This window comes from Agromyces sp. GXS1127 (assembly GCF_050565425.1).
In the GTDB taxonomy this organism is placed as follows: Bacteria; Actinomycetota; Actinomycetes; order Actinomycetales; family Microbacteriaceae; genus Agromyces.
This window is the reverse complement of the sequence record NZ_JBOCIG010000008.1, coordinates 62,567-80,218: the sequence shown is the minus strand read 5'-3', so window position 1 is coordinate 80,218 and position 17,652 is coordinate 62,567. Positions and strand designations below refer to the sequence as shown.

16 protein-coding genes are annotated in these 17,652 nt (G+C 72.2%); 3 read left to right on the top strand and 13 right to left on the bottom strand.

The genetic code is table 11. The features are described from left to right. Positions 1-9: 9 nt before the first annotated feature. Positions 10-375 carry a YrdB family protein gene (locus ACQ393_RS14885; RefSeq protein ID WP_430647659.1) on the bottom strand — a complete coding sequence of 122 codons (366 nt, stop codon included), beginning with the start codon at positions 373-375 and terminating at the stop codon, positions 10-12. Between the two features lie 95 nt (positions 376-470). Beyond that, positions 471-1,706: a hypothetical protein gene (locus ACQ393_RS14880; protein WP_430647658.1), complete on the bottom strand. Its 1,236-nt coding sequence runs from the start codon at positions 1,704-1,706 to the stop codon at positions 471-473. 85 nt (positions 1,707-1,791) lie between these two features. On the opposite strand from ACQ393_RS14880, the gene ACQ393_RS14875 reads away from it, so the two are divergent. Beyond that, the gene (locus ACQ393_RS14875) at positions 1,792-2,385 is read left to right on the top strand and encodes a TetR/AcrR family transcriptional regulator (RefSeq protein ID WP_430647657.1); all 594 of its coding nucleotides are present in this window, start codon (positions 1,792-1,794) and stop codon (positions 2,383-2,385) included. A 145-nt stretch (positions 2,386-2,530) separates the two neighbouring features. On the opposite strand, the gene nagB is transcribed toward ACQ393_RS14875, so the two are convergent. The 9 genes from nagB to ACQ393_RS14830 all read right to left on the bottom strand — a co-directional run bounded on the left by nagB (position 2,531) and on the right by ACQ393_RS14830 (position 13,820). Further along, positions 2,531-3,316 carry a glucosamine-6-phosphate deaminase gene (nagB, locus tag ACQ393_RS14870; RefSeq protein ID WP_430647656.1) on the bottom strand — a complete coding sequence of 262 codons (786 nt, stop codon included), beginning with the start codon at positions 3,314-3,316 and terminating at the stop codon, positions 2,531-2,533. Beyond that, positions 3,301-4,239 carry an ROK family protein gene (locus ACQ393_RS14865; RefSeq protein WP_430647655.1) on the bottom strand — a complete coding sequence of 313 codons (939 nt, stop codon included), beginning with the start codon at positions 4,237-4,239 and terminating at the stop codon, positions 3,301-3,303. Before ACQ393_RS14865 ends, nagB begins: the two co-directional genes overlap by 16 nt. Continuing rightward, a complete protein-coding gene (locus ACQ393_RS14860) occupies positions 4,236-5,798 on the bottom strand; it encodes a glycoside hydrolase family 3 protein (RefSeq protein ID WP_430647654.1) in 1,563 nt (520 codons plus the stop codon). Before ACQ393_RS14860 ends, ACQ393_RS14865 begins: the two co-directional genes overlap by 4 nt. Continuing rightward, positions 5,795-6,697, bottom strand: coding sequence for a carbohydrate ABC transporter permease (locus ACQ393_RS14855; protein ID WP_430647653.1), 903 nt, complete (start codon positions 6,695-6,697; stop codon positions 5,795-5,797). Before ACQ393_RS14855 ends, ACQ393_RS14860 begins: the two co-directional genes overlap by 4 nt. Beyond that, entirely contained in the window at positions 6,694-7,692 is a 999-nt protein-coding gene (locus tag ACQ393_RS14850) for a carbohydrate ABC transporter permease (protein WP_430647652.1), read from the bottom strand. Before ACQ393_RS14850 ends, ACQ393_RS14855 begins: the two co-directional genes overlap by 4 nt. Positions 7,693-7,853: 161 nt before the next feature. After that, complete coding sequence (locus tag ACQ393_RS14845) at positions 7,854-9,119, bottom strand: extracellular solute-binding protein (RefSeq protein WP_430647651.1); 1,266 nt, start codon at positions 9,117-9,119, stop codon at positions 7,854-7,856. 70 nt (positions 9,120-9,189) lie between these two features. Next, a complete protein-coding gene (locus tag ACQ393_RS14840; RefSeq protein ID WP_430647766.1) occupies positions 9,190-10,389 on the bottom strand; it encodes an ROK family transcriptional regulator in 1,200 nt (399 codons plus the stop codon). Between the two features lie 168 nt (positions 10,390-10,557). Further along, positions 10,558-12,459, bottom strand: coding sequence for a heavy metal translocating P-type ATPase (locus tag ACQ393_RS14835; protein ID WP_430647650.1), 1,902 nt, complete (start codon positions 12,457-12,459; stop codon positions 10,558-10,560). Between the two features lie 143 nt (positions 12,460-12,602). Further along, entirely contained in the window at positions 12,603-13,820 is a 1,218-nt protein-coding gene (locus ACQ393_RS14830; protein ID WP_430647649.1) for an NADP-dependent isocitrate dehydrogenase, read from the bottom strand. Positions 13,821-14,048: 228 nt separating this feature from the next. Between ACQ393_RS14830 and ACQ393_RS14825 the strand changes: the two genes are divergently transcribed. Continuing rightward, on the top strand, positions 14,049-14,507 hold the full coding sequence (locus ACQ393_RS14825; protein ID WP_430647648.1) for a GNAT family N-acetyltransferase: 459 nt from the start codon (positions 14,049-14,051) through the stop codon (positions 14,505-14,507). Positions 14,508-14,550: 43 nt separating this feature from the next. After that, entirely contained in the window at positions 14,551-14,865 is a 315-nt protein-coding gene (locus tag ACQ393_RS14820) for an MGMT family protein (RefSeq protein ID WP_430647647.1), read from the top strand. A 7-nt stretch (positions 14,866-14,872) separates the two neighbouring features. Here ACQ393_RS14820 and ACQ393_RS14815 read toward each other — a convergent pair whose 3' ends face one another. Together ACQ393_RS14815 and ACQ393_RS14810 are read right to left on the bottom strand one after the other, a co-directional pair. Next, complete coding sequence (locus ACQ393_RS14815; RefSeq protein WP_430647646.1) at positions 14,873-16,789, bottom strand: sensor histidine kinase; 1,917 nt, start codon at positions 16,787-16,789, stop codon at positions 14,873-14,875. 10 nt (positions 16,790-16,799) lie between these two features. Beyond that, positions 16,800-17,471: a LuxR C-terminal-related transcriptional regulator gene (locus tag ACQ393_RS14810; protein ID WP_430647645.1), complete on the bottom strand. Its 672-nt coding sequence runs from the start codon at positions 17,469-17,471 to the stop codon at positions 16,800-16,802. Positions 17,472-17,652: the final 181 nt, after the last annotated feature.

The following is a 17,652-nucleotide window of genomic DNA, read 5'->3' as shown; positions in this document are numbered from 1 at the left end:
CCGGCGGGGTCAGGCGCCGAACTCGCGCCGCCCGTTGATGACGCCGCTCACCGCGGCGACGACGGCGAAGACCACCGCCACCACGGGCTGGCCCATGATCCACCAGGCGATCGCCGCGGTCGAGAACACCGCGATCTCGACGAGCGCCTTCACGAACGGGTCGACGTGGAAGACCGCCTTCGGCGATCGGAAGAGGCCCCAGAGCAGGATCGCCAGGAGGGGCAGGCCGATGCCGATCAGCAGGCCCGGCCACGGCAGCGCGAACGCGGCGAACCCGAAGATGCCGAGCGTCACGATCGCGAAGATCTCGAGCAGGAAGCGCAGCAGGTCGTTGGCGCCGACCTTCGGGGACGGCTCGGGGGTGGCATCGTTCACGAGGTTCAAGCCTAACCGCGCCCGGTGAACGCCGACGCCGCGGCATCCCTGAGACGGATGCCGCGGCGCGCGGTCGAGCGAGACGCCCGGTGATCTCAGGCGACGGGTGCCGCGTCGCGGCCGGCGCGCACATCGCGCTCGACGTCGGCCGGTGCGTCGGCGGGCGCCTCTGCCGCGGCGAGCTCCTCGTCGGCGTGCGCGGCGTCGGCGTCGGGCTCGGCGCCGCCCGCGGTGCGGAAGTGGCCGATGAGCGAGAGCACGATGCCGGCCGCCGCCCAGGCCGCGAGCACGAGCCACGGGAACGCCATTGGCGCGTCGGGGAAGTACGACAGGTCGCGCAGCAGCGTGCCCGCGGCGCCCGGCGGCATCCACTGGCCGATCGCGCCCCACGGCGTCGGCAGGAACTCGATCGGCACGGTCGCCGCCGAGATGGGGTTGCCGACGAGCACGAACAGCAGGGCGCCGATGCCGATGCCGGCGCGGCCGATGAGCGCGACCAGTCCGGTGATCGGCGCCGCGATGGCCGCCATCGCGAGGGCGATCGCCGACGCGTTCAGCCAGTAGTCGCCCTGAAGGGCGCCGAACCAGCCCTGCAGGATGCCGGCGAGCACGAGCCCGGCCGCGGCCGAGTAGACGACGACGGCGACGACGCGGCGCATGGCGCCGATCACGACGAGCGAGATCGCGATGCCGCCGAGCATGCCGCCGAGCACCAGCGGGAACATCGCGGCGGCGAGGCCCGTGCCGCGCTGGTCGGTGCCGGCGAGCGGCACGACGTCGGTGACCGTCACGGTGACCTGCGGAAGCTCAGGGATCGACGGCGCGGCGGCGGGATCGAGCGGCTGACCGGAGGCCGCCGCCTGCATCGCCGCCTGGACGGCGGCCTGCACGACCTGCTGCAGCCGCTCGGGGAGCGCCGCCTGCACCTGCTCGTCGACGCCGGCCTGGAGCTGCGCGGCGACGCCGTTCAGCAGCTGGGCGACCGCGGGGCTCGCCGCCGTCGCCGTGAGCACCTCGGGCGCGTCGGTCGGTGCGTCGCCGAGGACGATCGCCCCGTAGACCTCGCGCTGCTCGATCGCGGCGACCGCCGCGTCGCGGTCGTCGTACCGCTCGAGCACGACCGCACCGTCGGCCTCGTCGGCGACGCGCTCCTCGACCTGGGTGACGGATGCGTCGGGGCCGACGATGCCGACGGGCAGGTCCTTCGGCTCGGACGTGACCGACGGCCACGCGAACGCCAGCAGGATCACGCCGACGACGAGCGAGAGGACGGCTCCGATGCCGACGGCTCGGCCGACCGGCGTCCGATGCGTGGGGTGGTGGGAGGACATGAGCGGCCTTCTTTCATAAAAAACGAATGCTCGTTCTTTATACTGGACCTGCGACGTAGGATCGTCAAGCGACGGGAGGATGCCGATGCCGAAGGTCAGCGACGAATACCGCGCGGCGCGACGCGAGGAGATCCTCGACGTCGCCCTCCGCTGCTTCGCCGAGCGCGGCTACGCGAAGACCTCGATCGCCGACCTCGTCGAGGCCTCCGGGCTCTCGGCCGGCGCGATCTACGGCAACTTCCCCGACGGCAAGAAGGAGCTCTTCGCCTCGGCGGCCGCCCGCGTGCTCGAGTCGCGTCGGATCGAGCTCGACGCGCGCCGCCGCGACGGCGGTCCGCTCGCCCCGGGCGAGATCATCGCGACCCTGCTCACCGGCATCCGGACGGAGCCGTTCAGCGACGTGCTTCCCCAGCTCTGGGCCGAGGCGATCGTCGATCCGGAGATCCATGGGCTCGTCCAGGTCGTCTTCCTCCGCCTGCGCGGGGCGATCGGCGCGCAGCTCGCCGAGTGGGCGCGCGCGCATCCCGACCGGGTCGGCGGCGACCCGGACGCCTGGGCCGAGCGGGTCGCCCCGGTCGTGCTCAGCGCGGCGCCGGGCTTCATCCTCCAGCGCGCGCTGTTCGACGACTTCGACGAGCAGGCCTACCTCGACGCGCTCGGCGAGGCGCTCGTGCACTGAGCCGCGGCCGGCGGGGCACCGGGACGCGGTCGTGATCCGAGGATGTCGTCACGATCGGCGGGTGCGTGCGCCTCCGGCACCCGCCGATGCTGACGACATCCTCGAAGCGTGACCGGGTCGCCGCGTGGCGCCGACGGCCACGGGGTCAGATGCCCTGCCAGCCGGGCTTGTTCGCCCACGCGTACCGGTAGTACGCGGCGTGCTCGAGTTGCGACGCGGCCGCTTCGTCGACGATGACCGTCGCATGCGGGTGCAGCTGGATCGCCGAACCCGGCTGGCTCGCCGAGACCGGACCCTCGACCGCGGCCGCGAGCGCCTCGCCCTTGGCATCGCCGAAGGCGAGCAGCACGAGGTGCCGCGCCTCGAGGATCGTGCCGATGCCCTGCGTGATGCAGTGCATCGGCACGTCGTGGATCGAGTCGAAGAAGCGCGCGTTGTCGATGCGGGTCTGCTCCGTGAGCGTCTTCACGCGCGTCCGCGAGGCGAGCGACGAGCCGGGCTCGTTGAACCCGATGTGGCCCGTGCGGCCGATGCCGAGGATCTGCAGGTCGACGCCGCCCGCCGCGGCGATGGCCGCGTCGTAGTCCTCCGCGGCCGTCGCGATCGTCGCGGGGTCGCCGTTCGGCACGCGGACGAGCTCCGGCGTGAGGCCGAGCGGTTCCACGACCTCGCGGGTGATCACCTGCCGATAGCCCTCGGGGTGGCCCGCGGGCAGCCCGACGTACTCGTCGAGCGCGAAGCCGCGCACCCGCGAGACGTCGATGCCCTCATCGCCGATGCGCCGCGCGAGCGCCCGGTAGGTCGTGAGCGGGGTGGATCCCGTCGCGAGCCCGAGCACCGCATCCGGCCGCGAACGGACGAGGTCGACGATCGCACCGGCGGCGAGTTCGCCCGCCTCGACGTCGTCGCGAACGATCACGACCTCTGCCATGCGGGCGCCTCCACTTCCTCTCCGATGAGCGCGGCGCCGACGGCGGCCGCGGGGAATCCGCGTGGGATGACCTGGACCCGGCGAGGCAGGTCGAGCGAGTCGAGGAACGCGGAGTCCTCGGCCCAGCCCGCGAGCACGCGGCGCGTCCCCTCGAGCAGCCGATCGCCGAGCGCCGCGAGGCCCCCGCCGATGACGATGTCGTCGACGTCCGTCGTGAGGGCGAGCAGGCGCACCGCGGAGGCGACACCCACGAGGAACCGCTCGCGCACCGCGACGGCGCCGGGCTCACCGGCATCCGCCCGATCGAACAGGTCGATCGCCGGGTACCGGTGCGTGCTCGGCCAGAGCGTCGCGAGCGCCGACCCCGACGCGAACGTCTCGAGGCAGCCCCGCTGGCCGCAGGCGCAGCGGTCGCCGGCGGGATCGACCGGGATGTGCCCGATCTCGCCCGCGACGCCGCGCCCGCCGCGCAGGAGGCGCCCGTCGAGCACGATGCCCGCGGCGAGCCCGGTGCCGAGGTTGAGGTACGCCATCGAGTGGGCCCGGATGCCGTCGGCGACGCCGAGCAGGTGGTGCGCGCCGAGCGCCGCGGCCTTCACGTCGTTCTCGACCCGCACGTCGACGCCGAGCCGGTCCGCGAGCCGCGGTCCGAGGTCGAGCCCCTCGAGCCCGAGGTTCACCGCGTGCGTGACCCGGCCGGTCCCGCTGTCGACCGAGCCCGGAATGCCGATGCCGATCGAGTGGAACGCGTGCGCGTCGACGCCGGCGAGCTCCGACATCCGCTCGACCGTGCGCAGCGCGGTGGCGACCACGGCCTCCGCGCCGAACCCCGTCGGCATGCGCACCTGGTCGCTGAGCTCGCCGTCCTCGCCGATCGCGACGGCCGCGGTCTTCGTGCCGCCGATGTCGATCCCGAGCCTCACGACACCTCCGTCGAGGCGGTCAGCGCGTCCTGGACGAGCTCGGCGAACGTCGCGGCGACGCCGCGGGATGCGCCGAAGGTCGCGATGTCCGCGACGGCCAGGTCGTCGCTCGGCCAGCCCAGGTCGACCGTCACGACGTCGGCGCGGGCCGCGCGCAGGCGGGCGATCGCGTCGACCGCGACGACGTGCCGGTGCAGGTCCTTGCCGACGACGAGCACGGGTCCGGCGAGCGCAGACGGGTCGGGCAGCGGCGTGGCGGCGTCCAGCACGACCTCCGCGGCATCCGTCAGCCAGGCGGGCGCGGGCGCCGCCGGGTCGGGCGCCGACGCGAGCGCGAACGGCCCCCACGGCACGCTGCCGACGGCGATGTTCGCGATCGTCTCCACCCGCACCACGGTGCCGACGGCGCCGGTGGCGCACAACCGGTCGAGCGTTCCCGGGGCGATGTGGAAGGATGCCGCGACGCGGTCGGCGAGCCCTTCGGGCAGGCCGACCGGAAGTCCCGGATCCAGCTGGGGCGCAGCGGATGCGACGGGCTCGCCGGTCGGGCGTGCGTCGGCGGCGAGCGCGCGAACGCGGGCCGCGGCATCCGCCACCCGCTCGGCCGGCAACCGGCCCGACGCGACCGCGTCGGCGACCGCCTGCGCGATCTCCTCCATCTGCTCGCCCGTGTTGTCGGTGCCGATGCACAGCAGGTCGCAGCCGGCGGCGAGCGCGAGCACGGCAGCCTCGGGGATGCCGCGCCCGCCGCTCGCCCCGGCCATGTCGAGGGCGTCGGACACGATGACGCCCTCGAACCCCAGCTCCCCGCGGAGCAGGCCGTGCAGGATGCGGGGAGACAGGGTGGCTGGGTGCTCCGCGTCGAGCTGCGGGAGCAGGATGTGGCTGGTCATGATCGAGCGCGTGCCGGCCGCGATCGCGGCGCGGAACGGTGCGAGCTCGCGCTCGCGCAGCGCCTCGAGCGGCAGGTCGACGACGGGCAGCGCGAGGTGCGAGTCGGTCGCGGTGTCGCCGTGGCCGGGGAAGTGCTTGGCGCTCGCGTCGATGCCGGCCGATTGCACGCCCTCGACCCAGGCCGCCGTGTGGCGCGCCACGAGCCCGGGTTCGGCGCCGAAGCTGCGCACGCCGATGACCGGGTTCGCGGCGTTCGAGTTGATGTCGGCGTCGGGCGCGAACGTCATGGTGCAGCCCACCGCGACGAGCGCCTCGCCCACGGCGCGCCCCACGGCGCGGGTGAGCTCGGGGTCGTCGATCCGGCCGAGCACCGCGTTCCCGGGGTACGGCGCGCCGCGGTCGAAGAACAGGCGCGTGACGTCGCCGCCCTCTTCGTCGATGGCGACGACGGCGAGCGGGTTCGCGGCGCGCAGCTCCGCCGTGAGGCCGGCCAGCTGTGCCGGCGAGACCACGTTCGTGCCGAACACGCACACCCCGCCGAGCCCCTCGCGGAGGAGGTCGAGCAGCCACGCGGGTGCGTCGGGCCCGGCGAAGCCGGGCAGCAGGGTCGTGAGGATGTCGCGGCGCAGGTCCTGCCCCGCGCCGCCGTGGGTCGCCGTGCTCATCCCTTGACCGCTCCGCTCACGAGCCCGCTGGTCATCCGACCCTGCACGAACAGGAAGAACACGATGACCGGGATGGCCATGAGCGTGGACCCGGCCATGATGGCCGCCCAGTTCGTCGTGCCGTTGGCGACGAGGAAGGTGCGCAGCCACACCGGCAGCGTCATCATCTCGGGCCGGGCGTTCAGCACCAGCGCGATGACGAACTCGTTCCACGCCTGGATGAAGCCGAACACGCCGGTGGCGACGAGGCCGGGCGCGAGCAGCGGGAACGTGATCCGCCAGAACGCGCCGGATCGGGAGCATCCGTCGATCATGGCCGCCTCCTCGAGGTCGGCCGGCACGCCGTTCACGAACCCGCGCAGGGTCCAGATCGTGAACGGCAGGACGGTCGCGACGTACACGATCGTGAGGCCGATGAGGGTGTTGAGCAGGTGCCATCCGTCGATGACGCGGAAGATCGAGACGATCATCGCCTCGCCCGGGATCATCTGGATCACGAGGATCATGACGATGAACGCGCGACGGCTCTTGAACCGGAACCGGGTGACCGCGATCGCCGCGAGGAAGGCGAAGATCAGCGCGACGAGCACGGTCGTCAGAGTCACCACGAGCGAGTTCACGGCCGCCGGGGCGAACGGCGTGCGACCTGGATCGAAGAGCACGGTCGCGTAGTTGCGGAGCGTGAAGTTGTCGGGCCAGAAGTGGATCTCGGAGCCGCGGATCTCGTTGTTCGGCTGGAACGACGTGTTCACCATCCAGTAGACGGGGAACGCGAACAGCGCGAACAGGACGACCGACAGGGCGCTCCAGAGCACGGTCGAGAGGCGGGTGCGGCCGCGCCGGCGACCGGGCGCCGGGCGCGCGCTCGAGCCGGTGACGATGGCGGTGGTGGCGCTCACAGCTCCTCCTCCTTGATGGTCTGGCGGACGTAGTAGAGCGAGACGGTCATCAGGATGATCGCCGTGATCACCGCGATCGCGCCGCCCGTGCCGAAGTCGCCGCCGGCGATCGACACCTGGTAGATGTACACGCCCAGCGTGTTGGTGAGGGCCCGGATGCCGCCGATGTCCTGCAGCGCGAAGATCTGCGTGAACACCTTGAGGTCCCAGATGATCTGCAGGATCGTCGTGATGAGGAAGATGGGCTTGAGGTACGGGAAGGTGATGAGGCGGAAGCGCTGGAACGCGCCGGCGCCGTCGAGCTGGGCCGCCTCGAGCACCTCGTCGGGCACCTGGGTGAGGCCGGCGTAGAGCGTGAATGCGACGAACGGCACCGCGCCCCAGACGATGATGATGCCCGCGACGACGAAGAAGCTCAGCGGGTCGAGCAGCCACGGATGCCGATCGAACTGCTCGAGTCCGAACCAGTTCACGAGCACCGAGTTGACGACGCCGTAGTCGGTGTCGAACATCCAGCCCCAGACGATGGTCGCCGAGAGGGGCGGCATCGCCCACGCGAGCAGCATGCCGAGCGAGAGCAGCAGGCGGAAGCCCTTCGGCAGCCGCTGCAGCAGCAGGGCCATGAGTGTGCCGAGGACCATCGTGGTCACGACGCACACGGCGGCGAACACGAGGCTGCGGATGAGGACCTCGTAGAACGTGACGTCCGTGAGCACGTCGACGTAGTTCTCGAACCAGACCCAGGTGGGCGGGGCGCCGAAGACCTGCGCGCGGCCGAACTCCTGCATCGAGGTGACGAGCAGCTGGATGAGCGGCCAGCCGACGATCGCGGCGAGCACGATCGAGGCGGGGACGAGGAGGGCGTAGGGGGTGAGCCCTCCGGCGCGGCGGCTGAAGCGACGGCGCTTCCTGGGCTCGTCGGGTTGCGGCGTGACGATGCGCTCGCCGTCGACCGCGCTGACGGCCGGGGGGAGGCCGGTGTCGGTGGTGGTCATGTGGGGCTCCTGCGTCTGACGGCGAGGTTCGGATGCCGCGGGCGGTGCCCGCTCATGGTTCCGGGCCGGCAGCGTGTGTGGGGCACTGCCGGCCCGGGGCCTGATGGGAGTCGGTGCGACCGCACGTCAAGTGTGCGCGCGGCCGCGCCGCGTGGGAAGGATCAGCCGTTGAGGATGTCCTCGATCTGCTGGTCCGCCTCCTCGGCGAGCTGCGCGACGTCGCCGCCCTGCGCGATGTTGACGAAGAGGTCCTGCAGGATGCCCGCGGCCTCGACGTCGGCCCACTTCGGCGAAGCCGGGGTGAGCTTGGCGTTGCCGGCGGCCGCCGCGATCGCCTGGGCGACCTCGTCGGTGCCGAGCGTGTCGGCGAGCGAGAGCTTCGCCGGGACGAGGCCGTTCTCGCCGTAGATCGTCTGGAACTCGTCCGAGAGGATGATCTTCAGCGCGTCGAGCGCGAGCTCGGGGTGCTGCGAGTTGGCCGAGATGCCGATGTTCGAGCCGCCGGCGAAGACCTGGGCCGCATCGCCGTCAGCGCCCGGGAGGGCGTAGACGCCGAGGTTCTCCTCCTGGTCTGGGCAGCCGGGGGTCTCGGCGTCCTCCGGGGCGAGGATCGACCACTTGACCCAGCTCGGGGCCGACAGCTGCAGCGTGGTGCCGTCGCAGAAGCCGACCTGCGGGTTGGTCTCGTTGCCGTCCTTCGGCGCCAGCGAGGCCTCGGTCATGACCTTCTGGACCTGCTCGAGGCCCTTGATCGACTCGGCGCTCGAGAGCTGCGCGTCCCACGTGTCGCCGTCCGGGACCGCGACCTCGCCGCCGTTCTCCCAGATGTAGGGCAGCGCGTTGTACCAGTCCTGGCCGGGCCACCAGATGCCCGACGTGCCGGGGTTGTCGGTTGCGAGCTGGATGCCCTGGTCGACGTACTCGTCGAGCGTGGTCGGGGCCTCGAGGCCGGATGCCGCGAGCGCGTCCTTCTTGTAGAAGACCAGGCGCGCGCCCGAGTACAGCGGGGCGGCGTAGAACTTCTCGTCGTACGAACCGGCCTCGACGAAGCCGGGGAGGAGGTCGTCGCCGCCGAGCTCGTCGTAGTGGTCGGTGAGGTCCATGAAGGCGCCCGCCGAGGTGAACGCCGACGCCTGCGTGTTGCCGACCTCGACGATGTCGGGGCTGTCCGAGCCGGAGAGGCTCGTGGTCAGGCGGTCGACGAGGCCGTCCCACGACTGCTCCTCGATGACGAGCGTCGAGCCGGGGTGCTCCTCCTCGAAGGTATCGACGAGCAGTTCGCGCGCCGCGTCGGGCGTGTCGGTGCCGACGAGCCAGACGCGGATCTCCGCGTTCTCATCGGAGGCCGCGTCGCCTCCGGTGGTGGCGCACCCGGCGAGGGTCAGCGCAGCCGCGGCGCCGAGCGCCACGATGCCGAGGTTCCTCATTGCGTGGTTTCCTTTCGTAGGGCGAAGGTGGGAGCGGGGGTGCTGCCACCCGTGGTGCAGGGGGTGGGGTCTAGGAGACCCCGAGTTGGCCGGAGAGGACCATGACGGCCGCCCCGCGCAGGACGATGTCCTGCCCGTGCGCGGTCATCCGGAGCCTCAGTTCCCGGTGGTGTTCCGCCATCGTCCGGTTCCGGACCGTCTCGACGGCCGCCTCGAGCAGCGGGCCGTCAAGCAGTTCCGCCGGTCCGCTGAGCACGACCTCGGAGAGGTTCAGCGCACCGACGACGGGGGCGAGCACGATGCCGAGGCGTCGGCCCGCTTCCCGCAGGGTCTCTTCGCGAGCGGATGCCGCGGCATCCGTGTCGCCGAGTCGTTCGAGCTCGGCGGTGAGTCGGGGCACCGCGAGCCAGGCTTCGAGGCAGCCGTGCTTGCCGCACGCGCACCGCGGGCCGCCGTCGGTGCCGACCACGACGTGGCCGATCTCGCCCGCGGCGCTGCCCGCGCCGAGCACGGGGCGGCCGCCGACGATGAGGCCGGCGCCGACGCCGTGGCCGACCTTGACGAGGATGAGGTCGCCGGGCGCGCCGGCGTGCTCCGCGAGCACGGCGACGTTGGCGTCGTTGGCGACGTGCACGGGCAGGTGGAACGCGGCCTGCAGCCGCTCCTGGAGGGGGAGGTCGGTCCAGCCGAGGTTGGGAGCGGAGTGGACGACGCCGTTGGGCTCGACCACACCGGGCGAGCCGACGCCGATGCCGAGCACCGGGGCGGCCGTCAGGGCGAGCAGCCCGTCGAGCAGCTCGGTGACGAGCTCGACCGCGCGCTCCCCCGTCGCGCCGTCGAGCGCGACCTCGGCCCGGGCGACGGTCGCGCCGTCGAGGTCGAGCACGGCGCCGCGGAAGCGCGTGTGCTCGGAGAGGTCGAGGGCGACCACGTGGTGGCCGGTGCGGTCGATGTCGATGAGCGTCGCAGGCTTGCCCGGCCGGGCGTCCTCGCGCTGGCCGAGCTCGACGACGAGGCGCTCGCCGATGAGCTCGGCGACGAGGTCGGAGACGGTGACGCGCGTGAGGCCGGTCTCGCGGGCGACATCCGCCCGGCTCTGCGCACCGAGGCTGTAAAGCGTCTGGAGCACCAGCGAGCGGTTGTGGCTGCGGGCGTGCTCGGGGAGGACCTTGCCCGAGGTGCGGAGCGCGCGGCCCGCGAAGAGCTGGCCTGCAGCCGCGGTGGGCGCCTGCGTCGGGTGGCCCGCCTGGCGCTCGCCGCCGAGTGCGATGCCTGCGGGCGCCTGCCCGGGTGCTGCTTCCGTTGCCGTCACGTTTGTTAGTACACCTTACGAACAAACCCCGCGCAACCCTTGGGAGGATATTCGTTCATGTTCTTTACAAACTCGTGACCTGACGGCCCGGCTCCGGCTCCGGCTCCGGCTCCTCGTGGTCGACGCTCAGCGCCGCGCGACATCCGTCCTGGCGCTGCCCGCCGCAGCCGCGGGCGAGCCGGCGCCCTCGACCGCGCGCGCGTCGCGCCGCCCCCCGATCGCGCGGAGCGCGGCGAGGATCGTGATGAGGTCGACGACCTCCTGCAGGAGCGCGCCGACCGTCGCCGGGATGACCCCGAACGTCGCGACGAGCATGAGCGCGACGCTCACCGCGATGCCGATCCAGATCGACTGGAGCGCGATCCGCACGGTGTCGCGGCCGATCTCGACGGCCTTCGCCGTCCGCGAGATGTCGTCGACGAGGATCACGGCGCTCGCGGACTCGCTCGCCGCCGTCGCGCCGCGCGCGCCCATCGCGATGCCGACGTCGGCCGCGGCGAGCACGGGGGCGTCGTTGACGCCGTCGCCGACCATGATCACCGGGCGCTCGGCGATGCCGGCGACCTCCGAGACCTTGTCGGCGGGCAGGCACTCGGCACGCACCCGTTCGATGCCGAGCTCGGCGGCGATGTGGTCGGCGGTCGCCTGCGCGTCACCCGTGAGCATCATCGTGTGGCGCACGCCGAGTTCGTCGAGGCGGGCGAGCGTCGCTGCGGCATCGTCGCGCAGCTGATCGCGAGCGAGCAGGGCGCCGGCATAGGCGCCGTCGACCGCGACGTACACCGCGAGCTCGCCGGGTGCGATCTCCGTGCGCCGCGCCTGCGGCGCGTGCTCGGCGACGTAGGCGAACTTGCCGACGACGACCTCGCGGCCGCCGATGCGCGCGACGACCCCGTTGGTCGCAGCCTCGCGCGCGGTCGCGGCCTCGTGCAGGCGGATGCCGCGGCCTCGCGCCGCATCGATCATCGACTCCGCGAGCACGTGCGACGAGTACTGCTCGGCGGATGCCACGAGCCCGAGCAGCTCGTCGGCGTCGAAGCCCGCCTCGGGGCGGACGGCCACCAGTTCGGGCGAGCCGTGCGTGAGCGTGCCGGTCTTATCGAAGACCGCGGTGCGGGCACGGGCGAGCTGCTCGAGCACGCCCCCGCCCTTGACGATCACGCCGTTGCGCGCCGCCCGGCTCATGCCGCCGATGAACGCGACCGGCGCAGCGATGAGCAGCGGGCACGGCGTCGCGAGCACGAGCACCTCGGCGAAGCGCACGGGGTCGCCGGAGATCCACCACGCGAACCCCGCGAGCAGCAGCGAGAACACCGTGAACGGCACGGCGTACCGGTCGGCGAGCCGCACGACCGGCGCCTTGCTCGCCGCCGCCTCGGCCACGAGCGCCACGATCTGCTGGTACTGGCTGTCGGCCGCGCGAGCCGTCGCCGTGATCTCGATCGCCGCGGGCCCGTTCACCGAGCCGCTCAGCAGCACGTCACCCGCGTGCTTCTCGACGGGCACGCTCTCACCCGTGATCGACGACTCGTCGACGGATGCCTCGGCGGAGCGCAGCTCCCCGTCGACGGGCACGATCTCGCTCGGGCGCACGAGCAGCACGTCGCCCGGCTCGACCTCGTCGACGGGCACGTCCACGAAGTGGTCGTCGACGACGCGGTGCGCGCGCTGCGGCGCCCGCGTCAGGAGCGCATCGAGTTCGCGCTTCGCGCGGCGGCTCGCGTAGTCCTCGAGCGCCTCGCCGCCCGTGAGCATGAGCACCACGATGAGCGCGGCGACGTACTCCCCCACGGCCACGGTCGCCACGATCGCGGTGACAGCGAGGATGTCGAGCCCCCAGTGCCCGCGCAGGATGTCGCGCACCATCCCGACGGCCTGCCAGGCCGCCACGGCGAGCGCGTAGACGCTGAAGATCCACGCGACGAGCCATCCCTGCCCCGCGAGCGCGAGCACGATCCCGACGGCTCCGATCGCGAGCGTGAGCGCGACGACGGGGTAGCGACGGACGAGACGGATGCCGCGGGCCATTCCCCCATCCTCGCCCACTCCCCCGCCCACGCCGCGACGAAGGTCCGTTGCTGCGGTCGACCGCGATTCCCGCAGCGCCGGAGACGGCGAAGGGCCGGATGCCCCGTGGCATCCGGCCCTTCGAACCGTTCGAGCGAAGCGGGTTACGCGCCGAGGCGTGCCTTGAGGTTCGCGTCGATCGTGTCGAGGAACTGCTCGGTCGTCTGGTACTCCTGCTCGGGTCCGACGAGCAGCGCGAGGTCCTTCGTCATGGCGCCGGACTCGACGGTCTCGATGATGACCTCCTCGAGCGTGTGCGAGAAGTCGATCAGCTCCTGGTTGCCGTCGAGCTTGCCGCGGTGCGCGAGGCCGCGCGTCCAGGCGAAGATCGAGGCGATCGGGTTGGTCGAGGTGGGCTTGCCCTGCTGGTGCTGGCGGTAGTGGCGCGTGACCGTGCCGTGGGCCGCCTCGGCCTCGACGATGCTGCCGTCGGGCGTGGTGAGCACCGAGGTCATGAGGCCGAGCGAGCCGAAGCCCTGCGCGACGGTGTCGGACTGCACGTCGCCGTCGTAGTTCTTGCAGGCCCAGACGTAGCCGCCCTCCCACTTGAGCGACGCCGCGACCATGTCGTCGATGAGGCGGTGCTCGTAGGTGATGCCGGCGGCGTCGAACCTCTCCTTGAACTCGGTGTCGAAGACCTCCTGGAAGATGTCCTTGAAGCGGCCGTCGTAGGCCTTCAGGATCGTGTTCTTCGTGGAGAGGTAGACCGGGTAGTTGCGGTCGAGGCCGTAGTTCAGCGACGCGCGCGCGAAGTCCCGGATCGACGCGTCGAGGTTGTACATGCCCATGGCGATGCCCGAACCGGGCGCCTGGAAGACCTCGAACTGCTGCGGCTCGGAGCCGTCCTGCGGGGTGAAGGTCATCGTGAGCGTGCCGGGGCCCTCGAACTTGAAGTCGGTGGCGCGGTACTGGTCGCCGAACGCGTGGCGGCCGACGATGATCGGCTTGTTCCAGCCGGGCACGAGCCGCGGGATGTTCGAGATGATGATCGGCTCGCGGAAGATGACGCCGCCGAGGATGTTGCGGATGGTGCCGTTGGGCGACCGCCACATCTTCTTCAGGCCGAACTCCTCGACGCGCGCCTCGTCGGGCGTGATCGTCGCGCACTTGACGCCGACGCCGTGCTTCTTGATCGCGTTGGCCGCGTCGACCGTGATCTGGTCGTCGGTCTCGTCGCGCTTCTGGATGGAGAGGTCGTAGTACTCGAGGTTGACGTCGAGGTACGGGTGGATGAGCTGGTCCTTGATGGCCTGCCAGATGATGCGGGTCATCTCGTCGCCGTCGAGTTCGACGACGGTACCTTCGACCTTGATCTTCGACAAGGGGCGGTCTCCTTGGGATCTCGTGGGATTGCTTGGGAAGCGAGGAAGTCTCGGGGGTGTCCGGACACGCCGTCGACCAGCTTACCGCGTCGGCGGAATATCTCGACATCGAGAGATCGACGGCCCCGGAGGGCCCGTCGGCCGGGCGTCGATCCGGCGCGGGCGGTCGTCCCATCCGGTTGCATGGGGGTTACCTGCGCGCCACCGCATGCGGTTAGGCTGCGATGCATGGCTGATCTGCGACTCGAAGAACTGAACGCGACGAACATCGTCGCCGCGAACACCCTGTCGCTGAAGCCCGGCCAGGAGCAGTTCATCGCACCGGTCACCTACGCCGCCGAGGCGTCCGTCGTGAACCCCGCCACCGCGTGGCAGCGCGTCGCGCTCAACGACGACCGGGTCGTCGGGTTCATTCACGGCAACTTCGACCCCGAGAACGAGCACGAGGAGTTCCGGGCCTGCATCTGGCGCATCAACGTCGACGCCGAGGCGCAGGGCAAGGGCGTCGGCCGGTTCCTTGCGCACGCCCTCGCCGAGGAGGCGAAGCGCCGCGGGTTCGACCGCATCACCGTGCTGTGGGAGCCGGGCGAGGGCGGCCCCGGCGAGTTCTTCCACCGCATCGGCTTCCGCGACATCGGCGAGACCCAGTACGGCGACGTCATCGGCGCGCTCCAGCTCGCCGGCTGAGCGGCTGCGCACCGACCGACCCGGCGAAGGGCAGGGACGACGGATGCCGCGGCACGGCGAGGGCTTCGTCGAGGCCGTGCTCGCGGTGGTCGCCGACATCCCGCCCGGCCGGGTCATGACGTACGGCGACGTCGCCGCGACGCTCGGCTCGCGCGGAGCGCGCGCCGTCGGCCAGGTCATGGCCCGCTACGGCGGCGACGTGCCGTGGTGGCGCGTCATCCGCGCGGGCGGGCGCCCGCCGGCCGGGCACGCCGAACGCGCGCGCGAGCACTACCTGGCAGAGGGCACGCCGATCCGGTCCGTCGACGACGAGGACGGCTACCGGATCGACCTCGCGGCGTGCCGCTGGCGCGACTGAGCCCGCGTCAGACGTCGGCCGGCGAGCCGACGACGCCAGGTGCGACGGAGCCCGCCGGGTCCGGCGCGGCCGCGGCATCCGGTGCCTCGATGCCCGGCTCGGCCGCGACGAGCAGGCCCGCACCGGAACCCGGGAGCTCGACGGGGGGCCCGAGGTGCGCCGGCATCCGGATCGTGATCGTGGTGCCCGCGCCGCGCGGGCTGTCGAGCTCGACTGCGCCCCCGACCGCGTCGATGCGGTCGACGATGCCGAGCATGCCCGTGCCGCGGTCGAGCGAGGCGCCGCCGATGCCGTTGTCGCGGATCGTGAGCACCAGTTCGTCGCCCTCGACGTACGCGCGCACCCAGGCCCGCGTCGCCTGCGAGTGCTTCGCGACGTTGGCGAGCGACTCGGCGACCGCGAAGTACGCGGTCGACTCGATGAGCTCGGCGAGGCGTCCCTCCGGCTGCACCGCGATGTCGACGGGCACGGGGCACCTCCCGGCGATCTCGGGGAGCGCCAGCGCGAGGCCGCCCTGCGAGAGCAGGGTCGGGTGGATGCCGTGCGCGAGTTCGCGCAGCTCCTTGAGCCCCTGGTTCAACGTCGCGATCGACTGCTCGAGTTCGGCGGCCAGCGCGTCGTCGCCGACGGCGCGAGCGCCGTTCGCCGCCATCCGGAGCTGCATCCCGACGGCCACGAGCTGCTGCTGCGCGCCGTCGTGCAGGTCGCGCTCGATCCGGCGGCGCGCCTCGTCGCCCGCCTCGACGATGCGCTGGCGCGACTGCCTGACCTGTTCGAGCGTGCGCTCGACCTCGGACCTGAGCCGCCCGTTGTCGACCGAGAGCCGGAGTGCGCTCGAGACGCCGTCGAGCAGGCGCATGTTGTCCGTGAGCACGCGGTCGTGACGGATGAGCGCGATCGGCAGTCCGCTCGGCGAGGCCACCGGCAGGATGCTGTGGCCACGACCCTCCTCGCCCGAGTCGATCGGCCTGCCCGCCGCGTCGACGTACCGGCCGCGCTCCTCCTCCCACCAGTAGACCCGGACCGAGTCGTCGCGGAGCGTGCGCGCGAGCGACTCGGCCCACAGTCCGCGGTCCGCGCCCTCGCGCGTGATGCGCATGAGGTCGGCGACGCGCGCGCGCATGTTCCGCGCGTGGGCGATGCCCGCGACGAAGCACACGGGCACCGATGCCATCGCGATGAGCGAGACCGTCTCGAGGGCGAGGTTCGCCGGGACGCCCGTCGCGTAGCGGACCATCTGCGCCGCGAGCGTGCTCACCCACGACAGCAGCGCGAGCGGCATGAGGAACGCGACGGCGCGCGCCGGCACGCTGCCGCGGACCCAGCGCAGCAGCAGGCGCACGGCGATGGTGACGGCGAGCGCGACGCCGACGAACCGGTAGCCGATGTCGACGATCGCGAACACGGCCGGAGCCTCCGCGATGCGGTAGGGGTTCGGCGCGCAGTCGCACGGCACCGCGTCGGGGCCGGCGAGGGCGAGGACCGTGACGAAGTTGACGACCGTCGCCACGAGCGCGGTCGAGGCGATGAACCGGTCGAAGCGGTCGCCCAGGCCGCCGCGCGGGTACACGAGCACGAGGATGCCCGCGACCACCGCCCAGCCGAGGTCGACGCCGCGCAGGACGGGCCAGAGCCATCCGAGCGATTCGATGACCGGGTAGAACGCCTGCGGGATCCAGAACAGGACGAAGACGATCATCAGCCGGGCCGGCACCGCGTTCGGCCCGATCGCCCACGCCACGCCCGCGCACGCGGCGAAGACGAGCGGTACGATCGCGTGCACGGTCGTCCACGACAGCTCCGGGCGCAGGTCCTCGGGGGTCGCGAGGTACCCCGTGACCTCCATGAACAGGCTGATCGCGACCACCGTCGCGATCACGGCGGTCCGTCGAGCGATGCGCCCGCGGCGGCCCGGGGCCATCATCAGGGCGTCATCACCTCTGGCCGAGGAGCGTCAGCACCGCGAGCACGCGGCGGTGGTGCTCGGGCGACTCCTCGAGGTCGAGCTTCTGCAGGATGCTCCGGACGTGGGTCTCCACGGTCTTCAGGCCGAGGAACAGGGTCTGCGCGATGCCGCCGTTGGAGTAGCCCTGCGCCATGAGCTCGAGCACCGATCGCTCGCGCTCGGTCAGGCGCGCGAGCGGGTCGTCGGCACGCGTGCGCTGGACGAGCTGCTCCACGACCTCGGGGTCGACGACCGAGCCGCCGGATGCCACGGTCTGCACCGCGCGCACGAGGGTCTGCGGCTCGGAGACGCGTTCCTTCAGCAGGTAGCCGGTGCCGCTGCCCGCGCCCATCACGCGGAGGGCGTACTCGGGCGTGGCGTACATCGAGAGCAGGAGGATGCCGATCTCGTTGCCGCCCTGCCGGATGCGCTCGAGTGCGACGATGCCCTCGTCGCGGTGCGTCGGCGGCATGCGGATGTCGAGCACGGCGGCGTCGAGCTCGAGCTCGTCGAGCACGGCCAGCAGCTCGTCGGCGGTGCCGACCGAGGCGACCACCTCGATGCCGCCGCCCTCGAGCACCTTCGCGATCCCCTCGCGCAGCAGCAGCGCGTCGTCCGCGATGGCGACCCTCAGGGGCCGTTCCTCCGTGCGCTCACCCATTCAGGCACCTCCGATCGAAGGCGTGCCTGAGCCCCCGACGTCCATGCGCCGCCTTCTGCCGAGAATACGCCCCCGACGACGGCCGCCGCGGGACCCCATTGTGGGGACAGCCCCGTGCGCCGGAAGCCTCGGCCGTGCCACGCTGGAGCAGGTCGCGCCCCCTGCCCGTCGCGTCGACCCC

Bases quoted from the DNA above. Each gene is read 5' to 3' on its own strand.
- ACQ393_RS14880 (WP_430647658.1), bottom strand. From the start codon at position 1,706: ATGTCCTCCCACCACCCCACGCATCGGACGCCGGTCGGCCGAGCCGTC.
- ACQ393_RS14875 (WP_430647657.1), top strand. From the start codon at position 1,792: ATGCCGAAGGTCAGCGACGAATACCGCGCGGCGCGACGCGAGGAGATC.
- nagB (WP_430647656.1), bottom strand. From the start codon at position 3,316: ATGGCAGAGGTCGTGATCGTTCGCGACGACGTCGAGGCGGGCGAACTC.
- ACQ393_RS14860 (WP_430647654.1), bottom strand. From the start codon at position 5,798: ATGAGCACGGCGACCCACGGCGGCGCGGGGCAGGACCTGCGCCGCGAC.
- ACQ393_RS14850 (WP_430647652.1), bottom strand. From the start codon at position 7,692: ATGACCACCACCGACACCGGCCTCCCCCCGGCCGTCAGCGCGGTCGAC.
- ACQ393_RS14845 (WP_430647651.1), bottom strand. From the start codon at position 9,119: ATGAGGAACCTCGGCATCGTGGCGCTCGGCGCCGCGGCTGCGCTGACC.
- ACQ393_RS14835 (WP_430647650.1), bottom strand. From the start codon at position 12,459: ATGGCCCGCGGCATCCGTCTCGTCCGTCGCTACCCCGTCGTCGCGCTC.
- ACQ393_RS14825 (WP_430647648.1), top strand. From the start codon at position 14,049: ATGGCTGATCTGCGACTCGAAGAACTGAACGCGACGAACATCGTCGCC.
- ACQ393_RS14820 (WP_430647647.1), top strand. From the start codon at position 14,551: ATGCCGCGGCACGGCGAGGGCTTCGTCGAGGCCGTGCTCGCGGTGGTC.
- ACQ393_RS14815 (WP_430647646.1), bottom strand. From the start codon at position 16,789: ATGATGGCCCCGGGCCGCCGCGGGCGCATCGCTCGACGGACCGCCGTG.
- ACQ393_RS14810 (WP_430647645.1), bottom strand. From the start codon at position 17,471: ATGGGTGAGCGCACGGAGGAACGGCCCCTGAGGGTCGCCATCGCGGAC.